This is a genomic window from Pseudotabrizicola formosa (assembly GCF_002900965.1).
GTDB classification, from domain to species: Bacteria; Pseudomonadota; Alphaproteobacteria; order Rhodobacterales; family Rhodobacteraceae; genus Pseudotabrizicola; species Pseudotabrizicola formosa.
The window spans coordinates 369768-387878 of sequence record NZ_PJOM01000001.1; the positions used below are offsets into that span (position 1 = coordinate 369768).

At 62.6% G+C, this 18111-nt stretch carries 17 protein-coding genes; 13 read left to right on the forward strand and 4 right to left on the reverse strand.

Going from position 1 to position 18111, the window contains the following annotated elements; genetic code table 11:
- Positions 1–11 precede the first annotated feature (11 nt).
- Positions 12–962, forward strand: a complete 951-nt coding sequence (gene nudC, locus CXR43_RS01875; RefSeq protein ID WP_103332340.1) for an NAD(+) diphosphatase — start codon at positions 12–14, stop codon at positions 960–962.
- Positions 963–1044: 82 nt separating this feature from the next.
- Positions 1045–1533: an SRPBCC family protein gene (locus tag CXR43_RS01880; protein ID WP_103332341.1), complete on the forward strand. Its 489-nt coding sequence runs from the start codon at positions 1045–1047 to the stop codon at positions 1531–1533.
- A gap of 6 nt (positions 1534–1539) precedes the next feature.
- On the opposite strand, the gene CXR43_RS01885 is transcribed toward CXR43_RS01880, so the two are convergent.
- On the reverse strand, positions 1540–2370 hold the full coding sequence (locus CXR43_RS01885; protein WP_103332342.1) for a prephenate dehydratase: 831 nt from the start codon (positions 2368–2370) through the stop codon (positions 1540–1542).
- A 123-nt stretch (positions 2371–2493) separates the two neighbouring features.
- Between CXR43_RS01885 and CXR43_RS01890 the strand changes: the two genes are divergently transcribed.
- The 6 genes from CXR43_RS01890 to CXR43_RS01915 all read left to right on the forward strand — a co-directional run bounded on the left by CXR43_RS01890 (position 2494) and on the right by CXR43_RS01915 (position 10178).
- Positions 2494–3012 (forward strand): c-type cytochrome, encoded by a 519-nt coding sequence (locus CXR43_RS01890; protein ID WP_103332343.1) that lies wholly within the window; start codon positions 2494–2496, stop codon positions 3010–3012.
- A gap of 186 nt (positions 3013–3198) precedes the next feature.
- Complete coding sequence (locus tag CXR43_RS01895; protein WP_103332344.1) at positions 3199–5061, forward strand: extracellular solute-binding protein; 1863 nt, start codon at positions 3199–3201, stop codon at positions 5059–5061.
- 25 nt (positions 5062–5086) lie between these two features.
- Positions 5087–6235, forward strand: coding sequence for a microcin C ABC transporter permease YejB (locus CXR43_RS01900; protein WP_103332345.1), 1149 nt, complete (start codon positions 5087–5089; stop codon positions 6233–6235).
- Positions 6236–7345 carry an ABC transporter permease gene (locus tag CXR43_RS01905; protein WP_103332346.1) on the forward strand — a complete coding sequence of 370 codons (1110 nt, stop codon included), beginning with the start codon at positions 6236–6238 and terminating at the stop codon, positions 7343–7345. It begins immediately after the preceding gene.
- Complete coding sequence (locus CXR43_RS01910) at positions 7342–8952, forward strand: ABC transporter ATP-binding protein (protein WP_103332347.1); 1611 nt, start codon at positions 7342–7344, stop codon at positions 8950–8952. Before CXR43_RS01905 ends, CXR43_RS01910 begins: the two co-directional genes overlap by 4 nt.
- Entirely contained in the window at positions 8949–10178 is a 1230-nt protein-coding gene (locus CXR43_RS01915; RefSeq protein ID WP_103332348.1) for a glycosyltransferase family 4 protein, read from the forward strand. Before CXR43_RS01910 ends, CXR43_RS01915 begins: the two co-directional genes overlap by 4 nt.
- 6 nt (positions 10179–10184) lie before the next feature.
- On the opposite strand, the gene CXR43_RS01920 is transcribed toward CXR43_RS01915, so the two are convergent.
- Both CXR43_RS01920 and hemN read right to left on the reverse strand, forming a co-directional pair.
- Positions 10185–11189 (reverse strand): LLM class flavin-dependent oxidoreductase, encoded by a 1005-nt coding sequence (locus CXR43_RS01920; RefSeq protein WP_103332349.1) that lies wholly within the window; start codon positions 11187–11189, stop codon positions 10185–10187.
- A 60-nt stretch (positions 11190–11249) separates the two neighbouring features.
- On the reverse strand, positions 11250–12605 hold the full coding sequence (gene hemN, locus CXR43_RS01925) for an oxygen-independent coproporphyrinogen III oxidase (protein WP_103332762.1): 1356 nt from the start codon (positions 12603–12605) through the stop codon (positions 11250–11252).
- Positions 12606–12670: 65 nt separating this feature from the next.
- On the opposite strand from hemN, the gene fnrL reads away from it, so the two are divergent.
- Positions 12671–13423 carry a transcriptional regulator FnrL gene (fnrL, locus tag CXR43_RS01930; RefSeq protein WP_103332350.1) on the forward strand — a complete coding sequence of 251 codons (753 nt, stop codon included), beginning with the start codon at positions 12671–12673 and terminating at the stop codon, positions 13421–13423.
- Between the two features lie 84 nt (positions 13424–13507).
- Here fnrL and CXR43_RS01935 read toward each other — a convergent pair whose 3' ends face one another.
- Entirely contained in the window at positions 13508–14353 is an 846-nt protein-coding gene (locus CXR43_RS01935) for a universal stress protein (protein WP_103332351.1), read from the reverse strand.
- Between the two features lie 229 nt (positions 14354–14582).
- Here CXR43_RS01935 and ccoN point away from each other — a divergent pair, with 229 nt between their 5' ends.
- The 4 genes from ccoN to ccoP are packed head-to-tail and all read left to right on the forward strand — an operon-like array spanning position 14583 to position 18040.
- A complete protein-coding gene (gene ccoN / locus CXR43_RS01940; protein ID WP_103332352.1) occupies positions 14583–16181 on the forward strand; it encodes a cytochrome-c oxidase, cbb3-type subunit I in 1599 nt (532 codons plus the stop codon).
- Positions 16182–16196: 15 nt separating this feature from the next.
- On the forward strand, positions 16197–16946 hold the full coding sequence (gene ccoO, locus CXR43_RS01945; RefSeq protein WP_103332353.1) for a cytochrome-c oxidase, cbb3-type subunit II: 750 nt from the start codon (positions 16197–16199) through the stop codon (positions 16944–16946).
- 10 nt (positions 16947–16956) lie between these two features.
- Positions 16957–17157 (forward strand): cbb3-type cytochrome c oxidase subunit 3, encoded by a 201-nt coding sequence (locus tag CXR43_RS01950; protein ID WP_103332354.1) that lies wholly within the window; start codon positions 16957–16959, stop codon positions 17155–17157.
- A 4-nt stretch (positions 17158–17161) separates the two neighbouring features.
- The gene (ccoP, locus tag CXR43_RS01955) at positions 17162–18040 is read left to right on the forward strand and encodes a cytochrome-c oxidase, cbb3-type subunit III (protein ID WP_103332355.1); all 879 of its coding nucleotides are present in this window, start codon (positions 17162–17164) and stop codon (positions 18038–18040) included.
- The last annotated feature ends 71 nt before the right edge of the window (positions 18041–18111 follow it).

Sequence of the window (18111 nt, forward strand, 5' to 3'; positions counted from 1 at the left end):
GGGGGAACGGCATGCGGCATGCAGAAACGGTGACATTTGGCGGATCGGGCCTCAACCGCGCGGCGGAGCTGCGCGGGGATGCAGAGGCACAGGCCGCCTTGCTTGCGCGGGGGCGGGTGCTTCCGATCTGGCGCGGCAAGCCGCTTGTGCAGTCAGGCGGGCTTGGCTGGGTGGCCTCCAACTCGGTGGTGCTGCACCATGCCGGTGTGCGGGTGTTTCTGGGGTTTGACGGCGACCAACCCTGTTTTGCCGCTGACATCACCGATTGGCAGCCCGAAGCGGGTGCCGAAGCGGTACAGGCAGGTTTTCTGGACTCAAGTCAGCAACATCACCCAGCACTGCCCGACAGCTTTGCCTTTGCCGAATTGCGGGCCACCATGCTGGGCCTGACAGTGCGCGAGGCCGAGCTGGTGGCCACCGCCAAGGCGGTTCTGCAATGGCATCGCAGCCATGGCTTCTGTGCGGTGTGTGGTGCCGCCTCTGCGCCGGTCATGGCGGGTTGGCAACGCAGCTGCCCCGCCTGTGGCGCGCAGCATTTTCCGCGCACGGACCCGGTGGTGATCATGCTGGTCACCCACGGGAACCGTGCCTTGCTGGGACGCAGCCCGGGCTGGCCCGACGGCATGTTTTCCTGTCTGGCCGGGTTCGTCGAACCTGGCGAAACGGTTGAAGCGGCCGTCCGGCGGGAGGTCTTCGAGGAGGCGGGACTCCGTCTGGGTGCCGTCCGCTATCTGTCCAGCCAGCCATGGCCCTTTCCTGCCAGCCTTATGCTGGGCTGCGCCGCCGAGGCGCTGGACACTGACATCACGCTTGATCCAAATGAACTCGAGCACGCCTTGTGGGTGTCGCGGGAAGATATGGTGTCCGTGATGGCCGGCACCCACCCGCAGATAAAGCCGGCCCGCAAGGGTGCGATTGCCCATTTTCTGATTCACAACTGGCTTGCAGACCGGCTGGATTGACTTCAGATTCACGAAAACCGGCGATTACAGACCGCATCGAGCGGGGAAAAGATCCTCTTTTCTTCCAGACAGGGACGGCAACATGCATTTTTCGTCAAGGACCGACATCGAGGCACCGATTGACTTTGTCTATGCCGCCCTGTCCGATTTCGATGCTTGGGAACGTGCTGCCATGCGGCGCGGGGCCGAGGTCGCCCGCACAGACAAGCTGCGGGCTGCCGGCGTCGGGATGGGCTGGCATGTGGCCTTCCGCTTTCGCGGAAAGGACCGTGCCGTCGATATCCGATTGACCGGGCAGGTGCCGGAGGCGAAACTGACCTTCGCCGGCAAGGGCCGCATGCTCGAAGGTGACATGTCGGTCGACCTGGTGTCGCTGTCACCCAAACGCACGCGTATGGTGCTGCACACCGATATCCGCCCGCTGACACTGGCGGCGCGGCTTTTGCTGCAGTCGGTGAAACTTGCGAAAGGTCGGGTGCAGACCAGGCTGAACACGCGGATGGAACAGCTCTCAGTCGAGTTGCAGGCCCGTTTTGCCGCGTCGCGGTCGCGCGGATTGCGCGACGGCTGAGGGCAATCAACCGCGCGCGCGGTCAGACGGATAGACGCCCATGATCGTGATGTTATGGGTGAAATACCGCAGCTCTTCCAGCGCGAGTGCCACATTGGCGTCGTCGGGATGGCCTTCGATATCGGCATAGAATTCGGTCGCGATGAAACTGCCGCCGACCATGTAGCTTTCCAGCTTGGTCATGTTCACCCCATTGGTCGCAAAGCCACCCAGCGCCTTGTAAAGCGCCGCCGGAATGTTGCGCACCTGAAAGGTGAAGGTCGTGATCATCTGCGCCGCGCGGCGGCTGTGGTCGGCCTCGCGGCTCATGACCAGAAAGCGGGTGGTGTTGTTCTTCTGATCCTCAATCTGCGGGGCAAGGACCTTGAGCCCGTAGATCTCGGCCGCAAGCTCGCTGGCGAGGGCAGCACGGGTCTTGTCCCCGGCCTCGGCCACCTCGCGGGCGGCGCGGGCATTGTCGGAACTGACACGGCCCAGAATGCCATGGCTGCGCAGAAATTGCGCGCATTGCGGCAGGATCACCACATGGCCGTGGGCTTCGCGCACATCTGCCAGCGTCGCATCCTGCACGCCCAGCAGGTTGACATGCACCCGCACAAAAGCCTCGTCCACGATGTGCAGCCCCGATTTCGGCAGCAGGCTGTGCACATCCGCCACCCGTCCATAGGTCGAATTCTCGACGGCAAGCATCCCCAGATCCACTGCGCCTGACCGGGTCGCCTCGACCACATCCTCGAAGGTGGTGCAGGGAACCACCTCCATGCCGGGGCGGGCCTGCTGGCAGGCCTGATGCGAATAGGCACCAAGTTCGCCCTGAAATGCGATCCGACCGGTCATGTTTCAGGCTCCGATAGATAAAGGTGGACAAAAAGGGGCATTAGGTCGCGCACCTACACCTTGAAACCTCTATAGGGAAGCGGGTAGAAGCCCTGCAAAGAGAATGCCAAGGGAAAGCGCGACATGTTCGACACGATGACGATGACCAAGGTGTTGGGGGCGGTCTGCGGCTCGCTTCTGGTGTTTTTGTTGGGCGGCTGGGCTGCCAGTGCGCTCTATACAACGGGCGGCGGCCATGGTGAGGGGCATGAGCAGGCCTATGTCATTGACACGGGGGCCTCTGACGCACCGGCCGAAGTGGCCGAAGATGCACCGGACTTCGCCACCATCTACGCCTCGGCTGATGCCGCAGCGGGTGAGGCCGTGTTCGCAAAGTGTCGCGCCTGCCACAAGCTGGACGGAACCGATGGCGTTGGCCCGCATCTGAACGGCATCGTTGAAAAGGCCAAGGCCTCCTCGGCTGGCTATGCCTATTCCGATACGCTGATCGGCATGGCATCAGAAGCCTGGACGCCGGAAAATCTTGACGCGTTCCTGCTCAGCCCACGCAACTATGCTCCGGGAACAAAAATGGCTTTCGCCGGTCTGCCCCGCCCGGATGAACGCGCCAATCTGATCGCCTATCTGGCCACCACCAACTGAACGGGCCGATCCCGGGCTGATGGCCTGTACCAGATTGCTAGCGCGGCCGTCTCGGAAGGGGCGGCCGTTTTTCATTTGTTGTGCTGATCACGCAATCGCCACTTGAGCCATCGACAATCCGCGCTTTACTTCCCCTAATGAACCAAAGCCGCGACACAGCGGTGATGACGGAGAAGGGGAAGTCAGATGGCACAGACATATGGCACAGGCGCGGCGCTGGCGGCGGCGCTGGTGATCACGCCCCCGGTTTGGGCGCAGGACAGAGTGATCACGTCACATGGCATTTCCACCTTTGGCGAACTGCAGCTGCCGGCCGACTTCACTCACCTGCCATATGTCAATCCCGATGCCCCCAAGGGCGGCGAGATCTCGATCTGGGCCTTTGGCGGGTTTGACAGCATGAACCCCTATTCGATCAAGGGCCGCGCGGCAGGCCTGTCTTCCGCCCCCTATGAGTCGATCCTGACCGGCACCGCAGATGAAATCGGCGCCTCCTATTGTTTGCTCTGCGCCACGCTGGAGTATCCGGAAGACCGGTCGTGGGTGATCTTCAACCTGCGCCCCGAGGTGACCTTTTCCGACGGCACCCCGCTGACCGCCGAGGATGTGCTGTTCACCTATGAAACCTTTCTGGCCAAGGGTCTGACTGATTTCCGTACCGTTCTGGCCACGCAGGTTGACTCGGTCGAAGTGCTGGACCCCCACCGTATCCGCTTCACCTTCAAGGAAGGGGTACCGCACCGCGATCTGCCCGCAAGCATGGGGGGGCTGCCGGTGATCTCGAAGGCGCATTACGAAGCGAATGCCCTCGATCTGGAAGAAAGCACGATGACGCCCATGCTGGGCAGCGGTCCCTATGTGCCGGGCCAGATTGATGTCGGCAAGTCGGTGTCTTGGGTCCGCAACCCGGACTATTGGGGCGAAGACCTGCCACTGAACAAGGGCCGGAGCAATTTTGATACCATCCGGATCGAGTATTATTCCGATTACGACGCCGCGTTTGAGGGCTTCAAGGCGGGCAATTACACCTTCCGCAATGAGGCCAGCAGCATCAAATGGGCCACGGGATTTGACTTTCCCGAAGTGGCCAATGGTCAGATCATAAAGACCGAACTGCCCGATGGGGCAAAGGCACCCGGACAGGCCTTTCTGTTCAATCTGCGGCGGGAAAAGTTCCAGGACCCGCGCGTGCGCGAAGCCATCGGGCTGATGTTCAACTATGAATGGTCGAATGCGACCCTGTTCTACGGCCTTTATGCCCGCATCGACTCGCTTTGGGAAAACACCTGGCTGGAAGCGACCGGCACACCCAACCCGGCAGAGACCGCCATCCTCCAGCCACTGGTCGATGAGGGTCTGCTGCCCGAGACCATCCTGAGCGACGAGGCCGTCATGGCCCCAACGTCCGGCGAGCGGCAGCTGGACCGGGGCAACCTGCGCCGCGCCAGCGCCCTTTTGGACGAGGCCGGCTGGACCGTGGGCAGCGACGGCATGCGACGCAACGCCGCCGGGCAGGTGCTGTCGGTCGAAATGCTCAACGACAGCCCCAGCTTTGACCGCATCATGAACCCCTTCATCGAGAACCTGAAAGCGCTTGGCGTGGATGCAAGGCTTACCCGTGTCGACAATGCCCAGATGGAGGCGCGCACCCGTCCGCCGTCCTATGATTTCGACATGATCACCGGTAATGCGCAGACCAACTATATTTCCGGGTCCGAACTCAAACAATTCTACGGCTCGGAAACTGCGGATGTCTCGGCTTTCAACAAGATGGGCCTGAAAAGCCCCGCCGTGGACAGGTTGATCGATGTCGTCATGGCCTCGGACTCGCTCGACGACCTGACGGCCGCCACTCAGGCGCTGGACCGGGTTCTGCGCGCCGAACGCTTCTGGGTGCCACAATGGTACAAGAACGCCCACACGGTTGCCTATTACAACATGTATGAGCATCCCGAGACCTTGCCACCCTATGCTCTGGGCGAACTCGATTTCTGGTGGTACAACGCAGAAAAGGCAGAGGCGCTGCGGGCAGCGGGCGTCCTGCGATAACAAGACCAACAGGCAGGCTGACCACATGGGCGCCTATATTCTCCGGCGATTGCTTCTGATCATTCCGACGCTGATCGGGATCATGATCATCAACTTTGGCCTGACCCAATTCGTCCCCGGCGGGCCGATCGAACAGGTGCTGGCCCGCATCGACGGCGGCGGCGATTCCATTCAGGCGATCAGCGGTGCAGGCGACGCCGGAATCGGCCAGCAAGGCAACGACTCTGGCTATGTCGGCGCGCAGGGGCTTGATCCCGGCTTTCTCGCCGAGCTAGAGGTGCAGTTCGGTTTTGCCCGTTTTGTGTGCGATCCGGGATTTACCGGCACCCCATCGGCCCGTGCGCCGGAATGCGAAAAAGAGCTGATCCCGGCCTGGGAGCGGTTCTTCATCATGATGTGGAACTACATCCAGTTCGATTTTGGCGAAAGCCATTTCCGGTCCATCGGTGTGCTGGAACTGGTCTGGGAAAAGCTTCCGGTTTCCCTGACCCTTGGCCTGTGGTCGACCCTGATTGCCTATGCCATCTCTATCCCGCTGGGCATCCGCAAGGCGGTGCGCGACGGGTCGAGATTTGACACCTGGACCAGCGGCGTGATCATCGCGGCCTATGCCATCCCCGGTTTCCTGTTCGCCATCCTGCTGCTGGTGCTGTTTGCGGGCGGCAGTTATTTCCGCTGGTTCCCGCTGCGCGGCCTGACCTCGGACAATTTTGATCAGCTGTCGATGATGGGCAAGGTGCTGGATTACCTGTGGCACATCACCCTGCCGGTGATCGCCTCCACCATCGCCAGCTTTGCCACCCTGACCCTGCTGACCAAGAACAGCTTTCTGGACGAGATCAAGAAGCAATACGTCATGACCGCCCGCGCCAAGGGCCTGTCAGAGCAGCGCGTGCTCTATGGCCATGTGTTCCGCAATGCCATGCTGATCGTGATCGCGGGCTTTCCGGCGCTGTTTTTGTCGGTGTTCTTTGGCTCCAGCCTGATCATCGAGACGATTTTCAGTCTGGATGGCCTTGGCCAGCTTGGGTTTCGCGCGGCGGTCGAACGGGATTACCCGGTGATCTTTGGCACGCTGTTCTTCTTTGGCCTGATCGGTCTTGTGGTCGGCATCCTGTCGGATCTGATGTATGTCTGGGTCGATCCGCGCATTGATTTCGAGCGGAGGGGGTAGATGGCACTCTCCCCGTTGAACCAACGCCGCTGGCGCAATTTCAAGGCCAACCGCCGGGCGTGGTGGTCGCTGATCCTGTTTTCGATCCTTTACGGCATCTCGCTCTGCGCCGAACTGGTGGCGAACGACAAGCCGCTGCTGGTGCAGTTCCGCGGCGAATGGCACGCGCCTTTCGCCCGCTTCTACCCTGAAACCGCCTTTGGGGGCGATTTCCAGACCGAGGCGAAGTACAAGGATGTCGAAGTGCGCTGCCTGATCATGGCCGCCGGGTCCGAAGCCTGCTGGGACGACCCCGAGGGCATATTGGCCGAGGCCACCGCGCAAGGCACTGCCGCAGGCGAGCCGATTGAACGTGGCCGCATCATCTGGGCCCCGGTGCCCTACAGCTACAACACCATCAACGACATCGGCAAAGCCGCCCCGTCCGCCCCAGACGCGCAGCACTGGCTGGGCACCGATGACACCGCGCGCGATGTGCTGGCGCGGGTCATCTATGGCTTCCGCCTCTCGGTCAGTTTCGCGCTGATCGTCACCGTGCTCACCAGCGTGATCGGCATCGCGGCAGGCGCGGTACAGGGCTATTTCGGGGGCCTGACCGACTTGATCTTTCAGCGCATCATCGAGATCTGGGGGGCCACGCCCACGCTTTACGTCATCATCATCGTGGCGGCGATCTTCACCATGAACTTCTGGATACTGGTGTTCCTGATGGTGCTGTTCGGCTGGACCGGGCTGGTGGGCGTGGTGCGGGCCGAATTCCTGCGGGCGCGCAATTTCGAATATGTCCGCGCCGCCCGCGCGCTGGGCGTGCCCGACAGGGTCATCATGTTCCGCCATGTGCTGCCCAATGCCATGGTTGCCACGCTGACCTTGCTGCCCTTTATCCTGACCGGCACCATCGGCGCGCTGACCGCGCTTGATTTTCTGGGGTTCGGCCTGCCTTCCTCGTCGCCGTCCTTGGGCGAGATGACGCAGCAGGCCAAGCAGAACCTGCAGGCCCCCTGGCTGGCTTTTACCGCTTTCTTTACCTTTGCCATCATGCTGTCGCTGCTGGTCTTCATTTTCGAGGGCGTCCGCGATGCCTTTGACCCGCGAAAGACCTTTCAATGAGCGTGCTTGCCGTAAAGGATCTGAAGATCAGCTTCCGTCAGGACGGCCGCGTGATCGAGGCGGTGAAGGGCGTGACCTTCACCGTGGGCAATGGCGAAACCGTGGCGTTGGTGGGCGAGTCCGGCTCGGGCAAATCGGTCACCGCCCTGTCCACCGTCGGCCTTCTGGGCGACAATGCCATCATCGCCGGCTCGGTCACTTATCAGGGCACGCAGATGGTGGGTGCCTCGGAAGATGACCTGCGCCGGGTGCGCGGCAATGACATCAGTTTCATCTTTCAGGAACCGATGACCAGCCTGAATCCGCTCCACACCATCGAGCGGCAGTTGGGCGAAAGTCTTGCGCTGCATCAGGGGCTGGCGGGGCCAGCGGCGCGCGACCGTATTCTGGATCTGATGAACAAGGTTGGCATCCGCGATGCGGAAAGCCGGCTGGGCGCCTATCCGCACGAGCTGTCGGGCGGGCAGCGTCAGCGGGTGATGATCGCCATGGCGCTGGCCAATGGGCCGGAACTCCTGATCGCAGACGAGCCCACCACCGCGTTGGATGTGACGATTCAGGCGCAGATCCTTGACCTTCTGGCGGATCTGAAACGGTCCGAAGGCCTGAGCCTGTTGTTCATCACCCATGACCTTGGCATCGTGCGCCGCATCGCCGACCGGGTCTGCGTGATGCAGGGCGGCGAGATTGTCGAACAGGGGCCAACCGCAGAAATCTTTGCAAACCCCCAGCACCCCTATACCCGCAAACTGCTGGCTGCCGAACCCACCGGCCTGCCCGACCCGGTGCCCCAAGGTGCCGCGGAAGTGGTCAGCACCAAAAACCTGCGCGTCTGGTTCCCCATCACCGCCGGTTTCCTGCGCAAGACGGTGGGCCATGTGAAGGCGGTGAACGACGCCACCCTGTCGGTCCGCGCCGGGGAAACCCTGGGGATCGTCGGCGAAAGCGGCTCTGGCAAGACCACGCTGGCGCTGGCCATCCTGCGGCTGGTGCCTTCCACCGGGCCGATTGTGGTGCTGGGCCGCGACATATCAGCCCTGTCAGGCTCTGCGCTGCGCCCGGTGCGCCGCGACATGCAGGTGGTGTTTCAGGACCCGTTCGGCAGCCTGTCGCCGCGCATGACGGTGGAACAGATCATCTCCGAAGGGATGGCGCTGCACGGCACCGAAACAGCCGTCACCTCGCGCGAAAAGGTTGCCGCGATCATGGCCGAGGTGGGGCTGGACCCGGCCACCATGGGCCGCTACCCGCATGAGTTTTCCGGCGGGCAGCGCCAGCGCATTGCCATTGCCCGCGCCATGATCCTGCGCCCCAAGCTGGTGGTGCTGGATGAACCCACTTCAGCGCTGGACATGACGGTGCAGGTCCAGATCGTGGCGCTCTTGCGCGATCTGCAGCGCAAATGGGGGCTGGCCTATATCTTCATCAGCCACGACCTGCGCGTCGTGCGCGCATTGTCGCACAAGGTAATGGTGATGAAAGCGGGCGATGTGGTGGAAATCGGCGATGCGCGGGCGGTGTTTGACGCTCCGGCCTCGGACTACACCCGCGCCCTGATGCTGGCCGCCTTTGGCAAGATGCCGGGAGCAGCACAGGCCAAGGCATGAAGATCCTGTTCCTGCACCAGAATTTCCCGGGCCAATTCCTGCATCTGGCCCCGGAACTTGTGGCGCGGGGCCATGATGTCATCGCGCTGACCGATGCCGCCAACACCCGGAAAACCAGCGTCCGCACCCTGCGCTACAAACACAAAGCGGCTCAGGTTGACCCTGCCCAGACCCGGCTGGGGCGGAACTATACGATGATGTCCGACCGCGGAGTCAGCGTGGCCCGCGCCTGTGCCCAGTTGCGCGACAGCGAAAACTACACGCCTGATGTGATCTTCGGCCATTCCGGCTGGGGCGAGACACTGTTTCTCAAGGAAATCTGGCCGCAGGCGAAGCTGATCGTCTATGCCGAATTCTATTATCGCGGGGTCGGGGCCGATGTGGGCTTTGACCGCGAATTCCTGCCCTACGGTCTTGACCAGATCCTGATTGCCCAAGGCCGCGCCGCCCATCTGGGGCAGGCCCTGATCCATGCCGATGCCGGGGTTGCGCCGACCCAATGGCAGGCCAGTACCTATCCTGCACCCCTGCGCAACATGATCAAGGTGATCCATGACGGCGTGGATTGCAGCGCCTTGCACCCCGACCCGCAGGCCCGCCTGACCCTGCCGGATGGTCGCACCTTGCGCGCGGGCGATGAGGTGCTGACTTTCGTGAACCGCAATCTGGAACCCTATCGCGGCTATCACATCTTCATGCGGGCGCTGCCTGCGGTGCTGCGCGCGCGACCAAAGGCGCATGCCGTGATCGTCGGTGGCGAAGAGGTCAGCTATGGCAGCCCGCCCAAGGGGGCCAAAGGCTGGAAAGACCATATGCTGGCAGAGGTGCAGGACCAGCTGCCGATGGACCGGGTGCATTTTCTAGGCAAGGTGCCCTATGTCACCTTTGTCACCGCCCTGCAGATCAGCCGGGTGCATGCCTATCTGACCTACCCCTTCGTGCTGTCCTGGTCGATGCTCGAGGCTATGGCGGCGGGCTGTCTGGTGGTGGGGTCTGACACCGCCCCGGTGGCCGAGGTGATCCGCCATGGCGAAAATGGCTTGCTGGTGGATTTCTTCAATGTGGAAGCATGGGCCCGCACGCTGATCGAGACGCTGGCCCATTCAGAGCATTACGCCCCACTGCGCAGCGCCGCCCGCGCGACGGCACAGCAGCACTACGACCTGCGCAGCATCTGCCTGCCGCGCATGGTCGATGTCGTCGAAAGCTTCGGGCCCGAGGCCTGAACCGCCTCAGGCCGCCTTGGCGAGCGACAGCTCACCCAAGACCTCTGCCGCAATCTCAAAAGACCGCAGCCGCGCGGCATGGTCGTGGATCATGCCGGTCACCATCAGCTCATCGGGCTGATAGCGGTCGATCAGCGCCGCGATCTCGCGCCGCACGGTGGCCCGCGATCCGACCGCCGCAACCGACAGCGCGGCATCCACGCCTGCCCGCACATGTGGCGGGATATGGGCGTCAATATCCTGCACCGGGCGTGGCAGTTTGCCGGGCTGGCCGGTGCGCAGCCGGGCAAAGGCCAGCATCTGCGACGTGCGCAGATACTGCGCCTCGGCATCGGTATCTGCCGCACAGACCCCGGCCGCCATCATCGCATAGGGCTGCGCCAGAAAGCGCGACGGCCGGAAGGTGGCGCGGTAGGTGGCCAAGGCATCTTCCAGCATCGTAGGCGCGAAATGCGAGGCAAAAGCATAAGGCAGGCCGAGATAGGCCGCCAGTTGCGCCCCATACAGGCTGCTGCCCAGAATCCACACCGGCACTTGCGTGCCTTCGCCCGGAATGGCACGCACGGCGGCCCCCTCAGTGGCCGTGTCGAAATAGCTGATCAGCTCCACCACATCCTGCGGAAAACTGTCTTCGGGGGCCATGTGGCGGCGCAGCGCCCGCGCCGTGGCCATATCGGTGCCCGGCGCGCGGCCCAGCCCCAGATCGATCCGCCCCGGATAGAGCGTTTCCAACGTGCCGAACTGTTCGGCCACGATCAGCGGCGCGTGGTTGGGCAACATGATGCCCCCCGCACCCAGCCGGATGGTTTTTGTCGCCGCCGCCACATGGCCGATCACGATGGGCGTTGCGGCAGAGGCGATCCCTGGCATGTTGTGATGTTCGGCCAGCCAGAACCGGTGATAGCCGGATGCCTCGGCCAACTGCGCAAGCGCAACCGTATTGGCAAGCGCCTGAGCCGTTGTGCTGCCCTCGGGCACGGGGGATAGATCGAGCAGGGAAAAATGATGCATGGCTGTGTCTCCTGCCTGTAAACCTAAGGGCAGGGGGGCCGGAATGTAAGGCCCGCGCGGTCAGACCGCCACGGAATGCTGTGCCCCCATCTGGTCATAGGCATCAAATTCCCGCGCCACCATGCGCGTCAGAGGGCGTGCGGCAGGCGGTATCGACAATCCCTCTGCGTCCAGCGTGATCATCCCGTCAAACGCCTGGGCGGCATCGGACAAAAGCGCGTCCAGCCGCTCGGCCTTGCAATCGAAATCGTGCAGGATCTCGGCGCGCGACACATGGAAATCGCACATCAGCGCCTCGATGATCCGGGCGCGCATCCGGTCTTCGCCGGCAAAGATATGGCCCCGATGGGTGGAAAACTGCCCCGCCCGGATCGCTTTGGTATAGACTGACGTGCCACTGGCGTTCTGGGCAAAGCCTTGCGGAAAGCGGCTGATCGACGATGCCCCCAGCCCGATCAGCACCGGCGCGGTGTCATCGGTATACCCCTGAAAATTGCGCCGCAATGTCCCGGCCGCCAAGGCCTGCGCCATGCCATCCCCGGGGCGTGCGAAATGATCGATGCCGACGCTGGTATAGCCATCGCGGCAGAACAGTTCCGCCGCCGTCGCGAACAGCCCCAACCGTTCTTGCGGCGTCGGAATGGTGTCTGACGGAATCATCTGCTGCCGCCGGCTCATCCAGGGCACATGGGCATAGCCGTACAGCGCCACCCGGTCAGGCGACAGTGTCAGCAGTTTCTGAACCGAGTCAGCGATCCGCGCCACGGTCTGATGCGGCAACCCGTAGAGGATGTCTGCATTCAGACTGCGCACCCCCCGGTCACGAATCATCTCGACCACCTCTCGCGTCAGCGCATAGCTTTGCTCACGCCCGATGGCTTTCTGGATCAGCGGGTCAAAATCCTGAACCCCGATGGAGGCCCGGTTCATCCCCGCGGCCGCCAGCGCATCCAGCCGCCCGACATCAATCTCGTTGGGGTCGATTTCAACCGAAAACTCGGCCCCTGCGCCCAGGGGCACCGTCTCGAACACGGCGGCCGCCAGCCGTTCGATCTGTGCGACAGGCAACAAGGTCGGCGTCCCGCCGCCCCAGTGCAGCCGCGACAGGGTCACGCCGCGCGGCAGGTGCCGCCGCAACAGGGCAATCTCGGCCAACAGGGTTGTGGCATAGGCAATCACCGGATCATCACTTTGCGTGCCCTGGGTCCGGCAGGCGCAAAACCAGCACAACCGCCGACAAAATGGCACGTGCAGATAAAGCGAGATCGCCGACCCCTCCGGAATTGCCTCGACCCAGGTGGTAAACAGCGTATGATCCACCGAACCCGCGAAATGCGGGGCCGTGGGATAGCTGGTATAGCGCGGCACGCGCGCGTCAAAGAGTCCAAGTCGGGCAAGTTGCGGTTCATATGTCATTCCCGTATCTTCTTCGCACAGAACCAGATCTGCCTTGATGCAGATCAAAAAGGGAAAGGGTGGCCATGTCCGTCCACCGGGAAATCCGAACCCAGATGCAGGATTGCGGCGATTGCCCGATCCGGCACCGGGCCGTCTGCGCCCGCTGCGAGGCCGATGAACTGGCGCAGCTGGAACAGATCAAATATTACCGCAGCTATCAGGCGGGGCAGACTGTCATCTGGTCTGGTGACAAGATGGATTTTGTGGCCTCGGTGGTGACGGGCATCGCCACGCTGACCCAGACCATGGAAGATGGCCGTCGTCAGATGGTCGGCCTGTTGTTGCCGTCGGATTTTGTCGGCCGGCCGGGCCGGTCGTCGGCCGCCTATGATGTGACCGCGACCACCGATCTGGTGATGTGCTGTTTCCGCCGCAAACCGTTCGAGGACATGATGGCCAGCACGCCGCACATCGCGCAGCGCCTGCTGGAAATGACACTCGATGAACTGGACGCCGCCCGCGAATGGATGCTGCTTCTGGGCCGCAAGACGGCGCGGGAAAAAATCGCCAGCCTGCTGGCGATCATCGCCCGCCGCGATGCCAGCCTGAAGCAACCCCGGGCGGTCGCGCCAAGGATCACCTTCGATCTGCCGCTCACGCGCGAGGAAATGTCAGACTATCTGGGTCTGACGCTGGAAACCGTCAGCCGCCAGATGAGCGCGCTGAAACGGGATGGCATCATCGTTCTGGACGGCAAGCGTCAGGTCACGATCCCGTCGATGGATGCGTTGATGGATGAAACCGGTGACGACAGTGATGGCGGCTATCTGGTCTGAGCGGGCCTGAAAACCGGCTCGGGCCGCAAAAGCCCGGTCTCCGGGGGCGATGTGCCCCCGGATCGGCCTGAGGTCGGCTTGGGCTTAATGCGCCATCAGCACCGGTACTGTGGCGTGTTCCAGCATGTTGCGCGTGGCCCCGCCCAGGATGGCCTCGCGAAAGCGGGAATGGCCATAGGCGCCCATCACCAGCAGATCGGCATCCTTGTCGCGCACATGGCGCAGCAGCACATCCGAGACGCGCGGCAGGCTGCGGGCCAGCACCGTCACCTCGGCCCGAACGCCGTGGCGCACCAGCATCTGGCACAGCATGCCGCCGGGGTCTGATCGTTCCGGCCCATGCACCGGCGGATCGATCACGGTGATCGCCACCTGTTCGGCCTGTTTCAGCAAGGGCAGCGCTGCGCGCACCGCCGCCATCGCCTCGCGGCTCTGGTTCCAGGCCACCACGACGCGCCGGGGCAGCGCGCGCGCCAGCCCGGTGTCGGGCACGACCAGAACCGGTGCCCGTCCCTCGAACATCGCGGCTTCGATGACCGCCTCGGCCTCGGCCCCCTGCTCTTTGCCATAGGGGCGCGCCAGCACCACCAGATCGGCGAAGCGGGCCCGCTGCGAGACCAGGTCGATCATCGCGCCGAATTGGGTCACCGCCGCCTCGACACTGGCGCGCAGGCCGGGGGCTTCGGCAGCCACCGCCGCCCTGACCGCCGCCTCCAGATCGCGGGCATCGCTTTCGGCGCGCTCTTGCGCCACCTGCAACAGCACAGCACCTGATCCGATATAGGCATAGCCGATCTGCGTGCGGTCAACCCCCAGCGCCAGAATATCCAGATGCGCGTCGGTCTGCGCGCAAAGTTTTGCAGCTGCCGCGATGGTCTGCGGCACCTGCCCGGCATGAGTCGCGACGGTGAAGATGGATTTGTAGGTCATGGCGGTCCTCCTGTTTTCCCGGCGTCCCTGGGCCCCGGTCCTACCCCGGATACTGGGGGCTGAGTGATGACGTCGCATTGACCTTAATCAATTAGAAGGACAGCCTTGGTTGACATGGATCAAGGACCATCTGCCGCCCTCTCCCGCACAAGCACTTCAGTCGGAAAGCGCGCGGACAGTTCCCGAATCAATGCAGGGGCGGATCCAGCCAAGGACGAAGGGACGTGAAATGTGGGATTATCTGAAACTGGTGGTGCTTGGCCTGTTGGCGTTGGGTGCGGCAATTGCAGCCAACTACGCCCGTGACCTTGCCTATCAGGTCAATGCGGTCACGGTCATGCTGGCGGCCGGCATCACCTTTCTGGTGGTGCTGCGCGGCATGGACGAGGTGAAGACCGTCAACCGCAACGAATATATGGACGGGGTGGTGCGCGCGGGCGTGATCGCCACCGCGTTCTGGGGCATTGTCGGCTTTCTGGTCGGCGTGGTGATCGCCAGTCAGCTGGCCTGGCCCTGGCTCAACTTTGAGGCGTTGCAGGGCATGGGCAACTTCGGCCGCCTGCGCCCGCTGCACACATCGGCGGTGATCTTTGCCTTTGGCGGCAACGCCCTGATCATGTCGTCGTTCTACATCGTCCAGCGCACCAGCGCCGTGCGGCTGTGGGGCGGCAATCTGGGGTGGTTCGTGTTCTGGGGCTGGCAGCTTGTCATCGTTCTGGCCGCCACCGGCTATGTGCTGGGCGGCACCCAGTCCAAGGAATATGCCGAACCGGTCTGGTACGTCGATATCCTGATCACCGTGGTCTGGGTCGCCTTCCTCGCCGTCTTTGCCGGCACGCTGATGAAGCGCAAGGAACCCCACATCTACGTGGCCAACTGGTTCCTCTTGGCCATGATCATCACCATTGCCATGCTGCATCTGGTCAACAACATGGCCATCCCGGTGTCGTTCTTCGGGTCGCAATCGGTGCAGGTCACATCCGGCGTGCAGGATGCGATGATCCAGTGGTGGTATGGCCACAATGCCGTGGGCTTCTTCCTCACTGCGGGCTTTCTGGGCATGATGTATTATTTCGTGCCCAAACAGGCCGAACGCCCGGTCTACAGCTATAAACTGTCGATCATCCACTTCTGGGCGCTGATCTTCCTCTACATCTGGGCCGGTCCGCACCACCTGCACTACACCGCGCTGCCAGACTGGGCCTCGACCCTTGGCATGGTGTTCTCGGTCATTCTCTGGATGCCAAGCTGGGGCGGCATGATCAACGGCCTGATGACGCTCTCGGGCGCCTGGGACAAGCTGCGCACCGACCCGGTGATCCGGATGATGGTGGTCAGCATCGGCTTTTACGGCATGTCCACCTTTGAGGGCCCGATGATGAGCATCAAGGCCGTGAACAGCCTGTCGCACTATACCGATTGGACCATTGGCCACGTCCATTCCGGCGCGCTTGGCTGGAACGGCATGATCACCTTTGGTGCGCTGTACTTCCTGACCCCGCGCCTGTGGAACCGTGACGGGCTGTATAGCCTGAAGCTGGTCAGCTGGCACTTCTGGCTCGCGACCATCGGCATCGTGCTCTACGCCTCTGCCATGTGGGTGTCGGGCATCATGGAAGGCCTGATGTGGCGTGAAGTCGATGCCAATGGCTATCTGGTGAACGCCTTTGCCGACACCGTGGCCGCCAAATACCCGATGAATGTGGTGCGGATGCTGGGGGGCCTTCTGTTCCTCTCGGGGGCCGTCATCATGTGCTATAACCTGTGGATGACCGTGCGTGCGCAACCTGCCAAGGTGACGTCACATGCGGCTGTTCCTGCTGAATGACCGGAGGGCAGGACAATGGCTTTTCTTGACAAACACAAGGCAATCGAAACCCATGCCACGCTCCTGATGGTGCTCAGCCTGCTGGTTGTGTCCATCGGCGGTCTGGTCCAGATCGTTCCGCTGTTCTATCTTGAGAACACGATCGAAAAGGTCGAAGGGGTGCGCCCCTATACGCCGCTGGAACTGACCGGGCGTGACATCTACATCCGCGAAGGCTGCTACAACTGCCACAGCCAGATGATCCGCCCGATGCGGGATGAGGTCGAACGTTATGGCCATTACAGCCTGGCGGCGGAATCGATGTATGATCACCCGTTCCAGTGGGGGTCCAAACGCACCGGGCCGGATCTGGCCCGGGTCGGCGGGCGCTATTCTGACGAATGGCATCAGGATCATTTCATGAACGCCAAATCGGTGGTGCCGGAGTCTCTGATGCCGCCCTATGGCTTCCTGTTCAACCGCGAGATTGACGGGAAATACATCGAAGATGTGGTCCGCACCCATGCCATGGTCGGTGTGCCCTACACGTCCGAGATGATCGAAAACGCCCGCGCCGATTTCATGGCGCAGGTAGACCCCGATGGCGACTCGTCCGGCCTGCAATCGCGCTATGGCGCGGCGGCGGTGCCGAACGGCGCCGATGTGAATGTGCGCAATTTTGACGGACAGCCCCAGCTGACCGAAGCCGATGCGCTGATCGCCTATATGCAAGTCCTTGGCACGATGGTCGATTTCTCGACCTTCACGCCAGACGCCAGCCGCTAAGGGGGCCGATATGGAAACCTACAGTACTTTGCGCCAGTTTGCCGACAGCTGGGCCTTGTTGTCGCTCTTTCTCATCTTCCTTGGGGTGATTGTCTGGGCCTTCCGCCCCGGCAGCCGCAAGACGCATGACGATGTCGCCAAATCGATCTTCCGCAATGACAAGGCCCCCGCCCCGGCGGATGACCCCAAGCCGCACGTAAAGGAGGCGTGACACCATGTGCGCCAAGAAAGTCACACAAAAACCGGGTGACGTGCCGACCACCGGCCACGTCTGGGACGGAATCGAGGAACTCGACAACCCGATGCCGCGCTGGTGGGTCTGGGTGTTCTACGCCACGATCGTCTGGGGTATCGGCTATTCCATCGCCTATCCGGCATGGCCGCTGATTTCGGGGGCAACGCCGGGCCTGCTCGGGGCCTCGACCCGCGCCGATGTGGTGGCCGAGATCAAGCGCTTTGATGACGCCAACGCCAGCATCAAACAGGCGCTGGTCGATGCCGATATCACCACGGTGTCGGCCAACCCTGACCTGATGTCCTTTGCCCAGAATGCCGGGGCTGCCGTGTTCCGCACCAATTGCACCACCTGTCACGGGTCGGGTGCCAATGGGATCGAGGGCAAGGGCTATCCAAGCCTGCTGGATGATGACTGGCTGTGGGGTGGGGATATCGAGAATATCCACGCCACCATCACCCATGGCATCCGCAATACCACGCATCCGGATGCCCGCTGGTCGCAGATGCCCGCCTTTGGCGCGGATCAGATCCTTGAGCGTCCGCAGATTGCCGAAGTTGTGGAATATGTCCTGCAGATGTCGGGCCAGGACCATGACGCTACCTTGGCAGCGGCGGGTGAGGCCGTCTATCTGGACAATTGTGCCGCCTGCCATATGGAAGACGGATCGGGCGACATCACGCAAGGTGCGCCCAATCTGGCCGATGCGATCTGGCTTTATGGCGGGTCGCGTGATGCCGTGACCTATTCGGTCGTCAACGCCCGCTTTGGCGTGATGCCCGGCTGGAATGACAAGCTGACCGAAGACGAGATCCGCGCTGTGGCGCTCTATGTCCACAGCCGCGGTGGCGGTCAGTAAGCAAGCGCTGTCCCCGGGCAAGGATCTCTTGTCCGGGGTCTTCATCGGACTGCCCGGCGCGCGCCCCGCAC

What these genes read in the sequence shown, in the direction of transcription:
- nudC (WP_103332340.1), top strand. Translation starts at nt 12, where the DNA reads ATGCGGCATGCAGAAACGGTGACATTTGGCGGATCGGGCCTCAACCGC.
- CXR43_RS01880 (WP_103332341.1), top strand. Translation starts at nt 1,045, where the DNA reads ATGCATTTTTCGTCAAGGACCGACATCGAGGCACCGATTGACTTTGTC.
- CXR43_RS01885 (WP_103332342.1), bottom strand. Translation starts at nt 2,370, where the DNA reads ATGACCGGTCGGATCGCATTTCAGGGCGAACTTGGTGCCTATTCGCAT.
- CXR43_RS01890 (WP_103332343.1), top strand. Translation starts at nt 2,494, where the DNA reads ATGTTCGACACGATGACGATGACCAAGGTGTTGGGGGCGGTCTGCGGC.
- CXR43_RS01895 (WP_103332344.1), top strand. Translation starts at nt 3,199, where the DNA reads ATGGCACAGACATATGGCACAGGCGCGGCGCTGGCGGCGGCGCTGGTG.
- CXR43_RS01900 (WP_103332345.1), top strand. Translation starts at nt 5,087, where the DNA reads ATGGGCGCCTATATTCTCCGGCGATTGCTTCTGATCATTCCGACGCTG.
- CXR43_RS01905 (WP_103332346.1), top strand. Translation starts at nt 6,236, where the DNA reads ATGGCACTCTCCCCGTTGAACCAACGCCGCTGGCGCAATTTCAAGGCC.
- CXR43_RS01910 (WP_103332347.1), top strand. Translation starts at nt 7,342, where the DNA reads ATGAGCGTGCTTGCCGTAAAGGATCTGAAGATCAGCTTCCGTCAGGAC.
- CXR43_RS01915 (WP_103332348.1), top strand. Translation starts at nt 8,949, where the DNA reads ATGAAGATCCTGTTCCTGCACCAGAATTTCCCGGGCCAATTCCTGCAT.
- CXR43_RS01920 (WP_103332349.1), bottom strand. Translation starts at nt 11,189, where the DNA reads ATGCATCATTTTTCCCTGCTCGATCTATCCCCCGTGCCCGAGGGCAGC.
- hemN (WP_103332762.1), bottom strand. Translation starts at nt 12,605, where the DNA reads ATGACATATGAACCGCAACTTGCCCGACTTGGACTCTTTGACGCGCGC.
- fnrL (WP_103332350.1), top strand. Translation starts at nt 12,671, where the DNA reads ATGTCCGTCCACCGGGAAATCCGAACCCAGATGCAGGATTGCGGCGAT.
- CXR43_RS01935 (WP_103332351.1), bottom strand. Translation starts at nt 14,353, where the DNA reads ATGACCTACAAATCCATCTTCACCGTCGCGACTCATGCCGGGCAGGTG.
- ccoN (WP_103332352.1), top strand. Translation starts at nt 14,583, where the DNA reads ATGTGGGATTATCTGAAACTGGTGGTGCTTGGCCTGTTGGCGTTGGGT.
- ccoO (WP_103332353.1), top strand. Translation starts at nt 16,197, where the DNA reads ATGGCTTTTCTTGACAAACACAAGGCAATCGAAACCCATGCCACGCTC.
- CXR43_RS01950 (WP_103332354.1), top strand. Translation starts at nt 16,957, where the DNA reads ATGGAAACCTACAGTACTTTGCGCCAGTTTGCCGACAGCTGGGCCTTG.
- ccoP (WP_103332355.1), top strand. Translation starts at nt 17,162, where the DNA reads ATGTGCGCCAAGAAAGTCACACAAAAACCGGGTGACGTGCCGACCACC.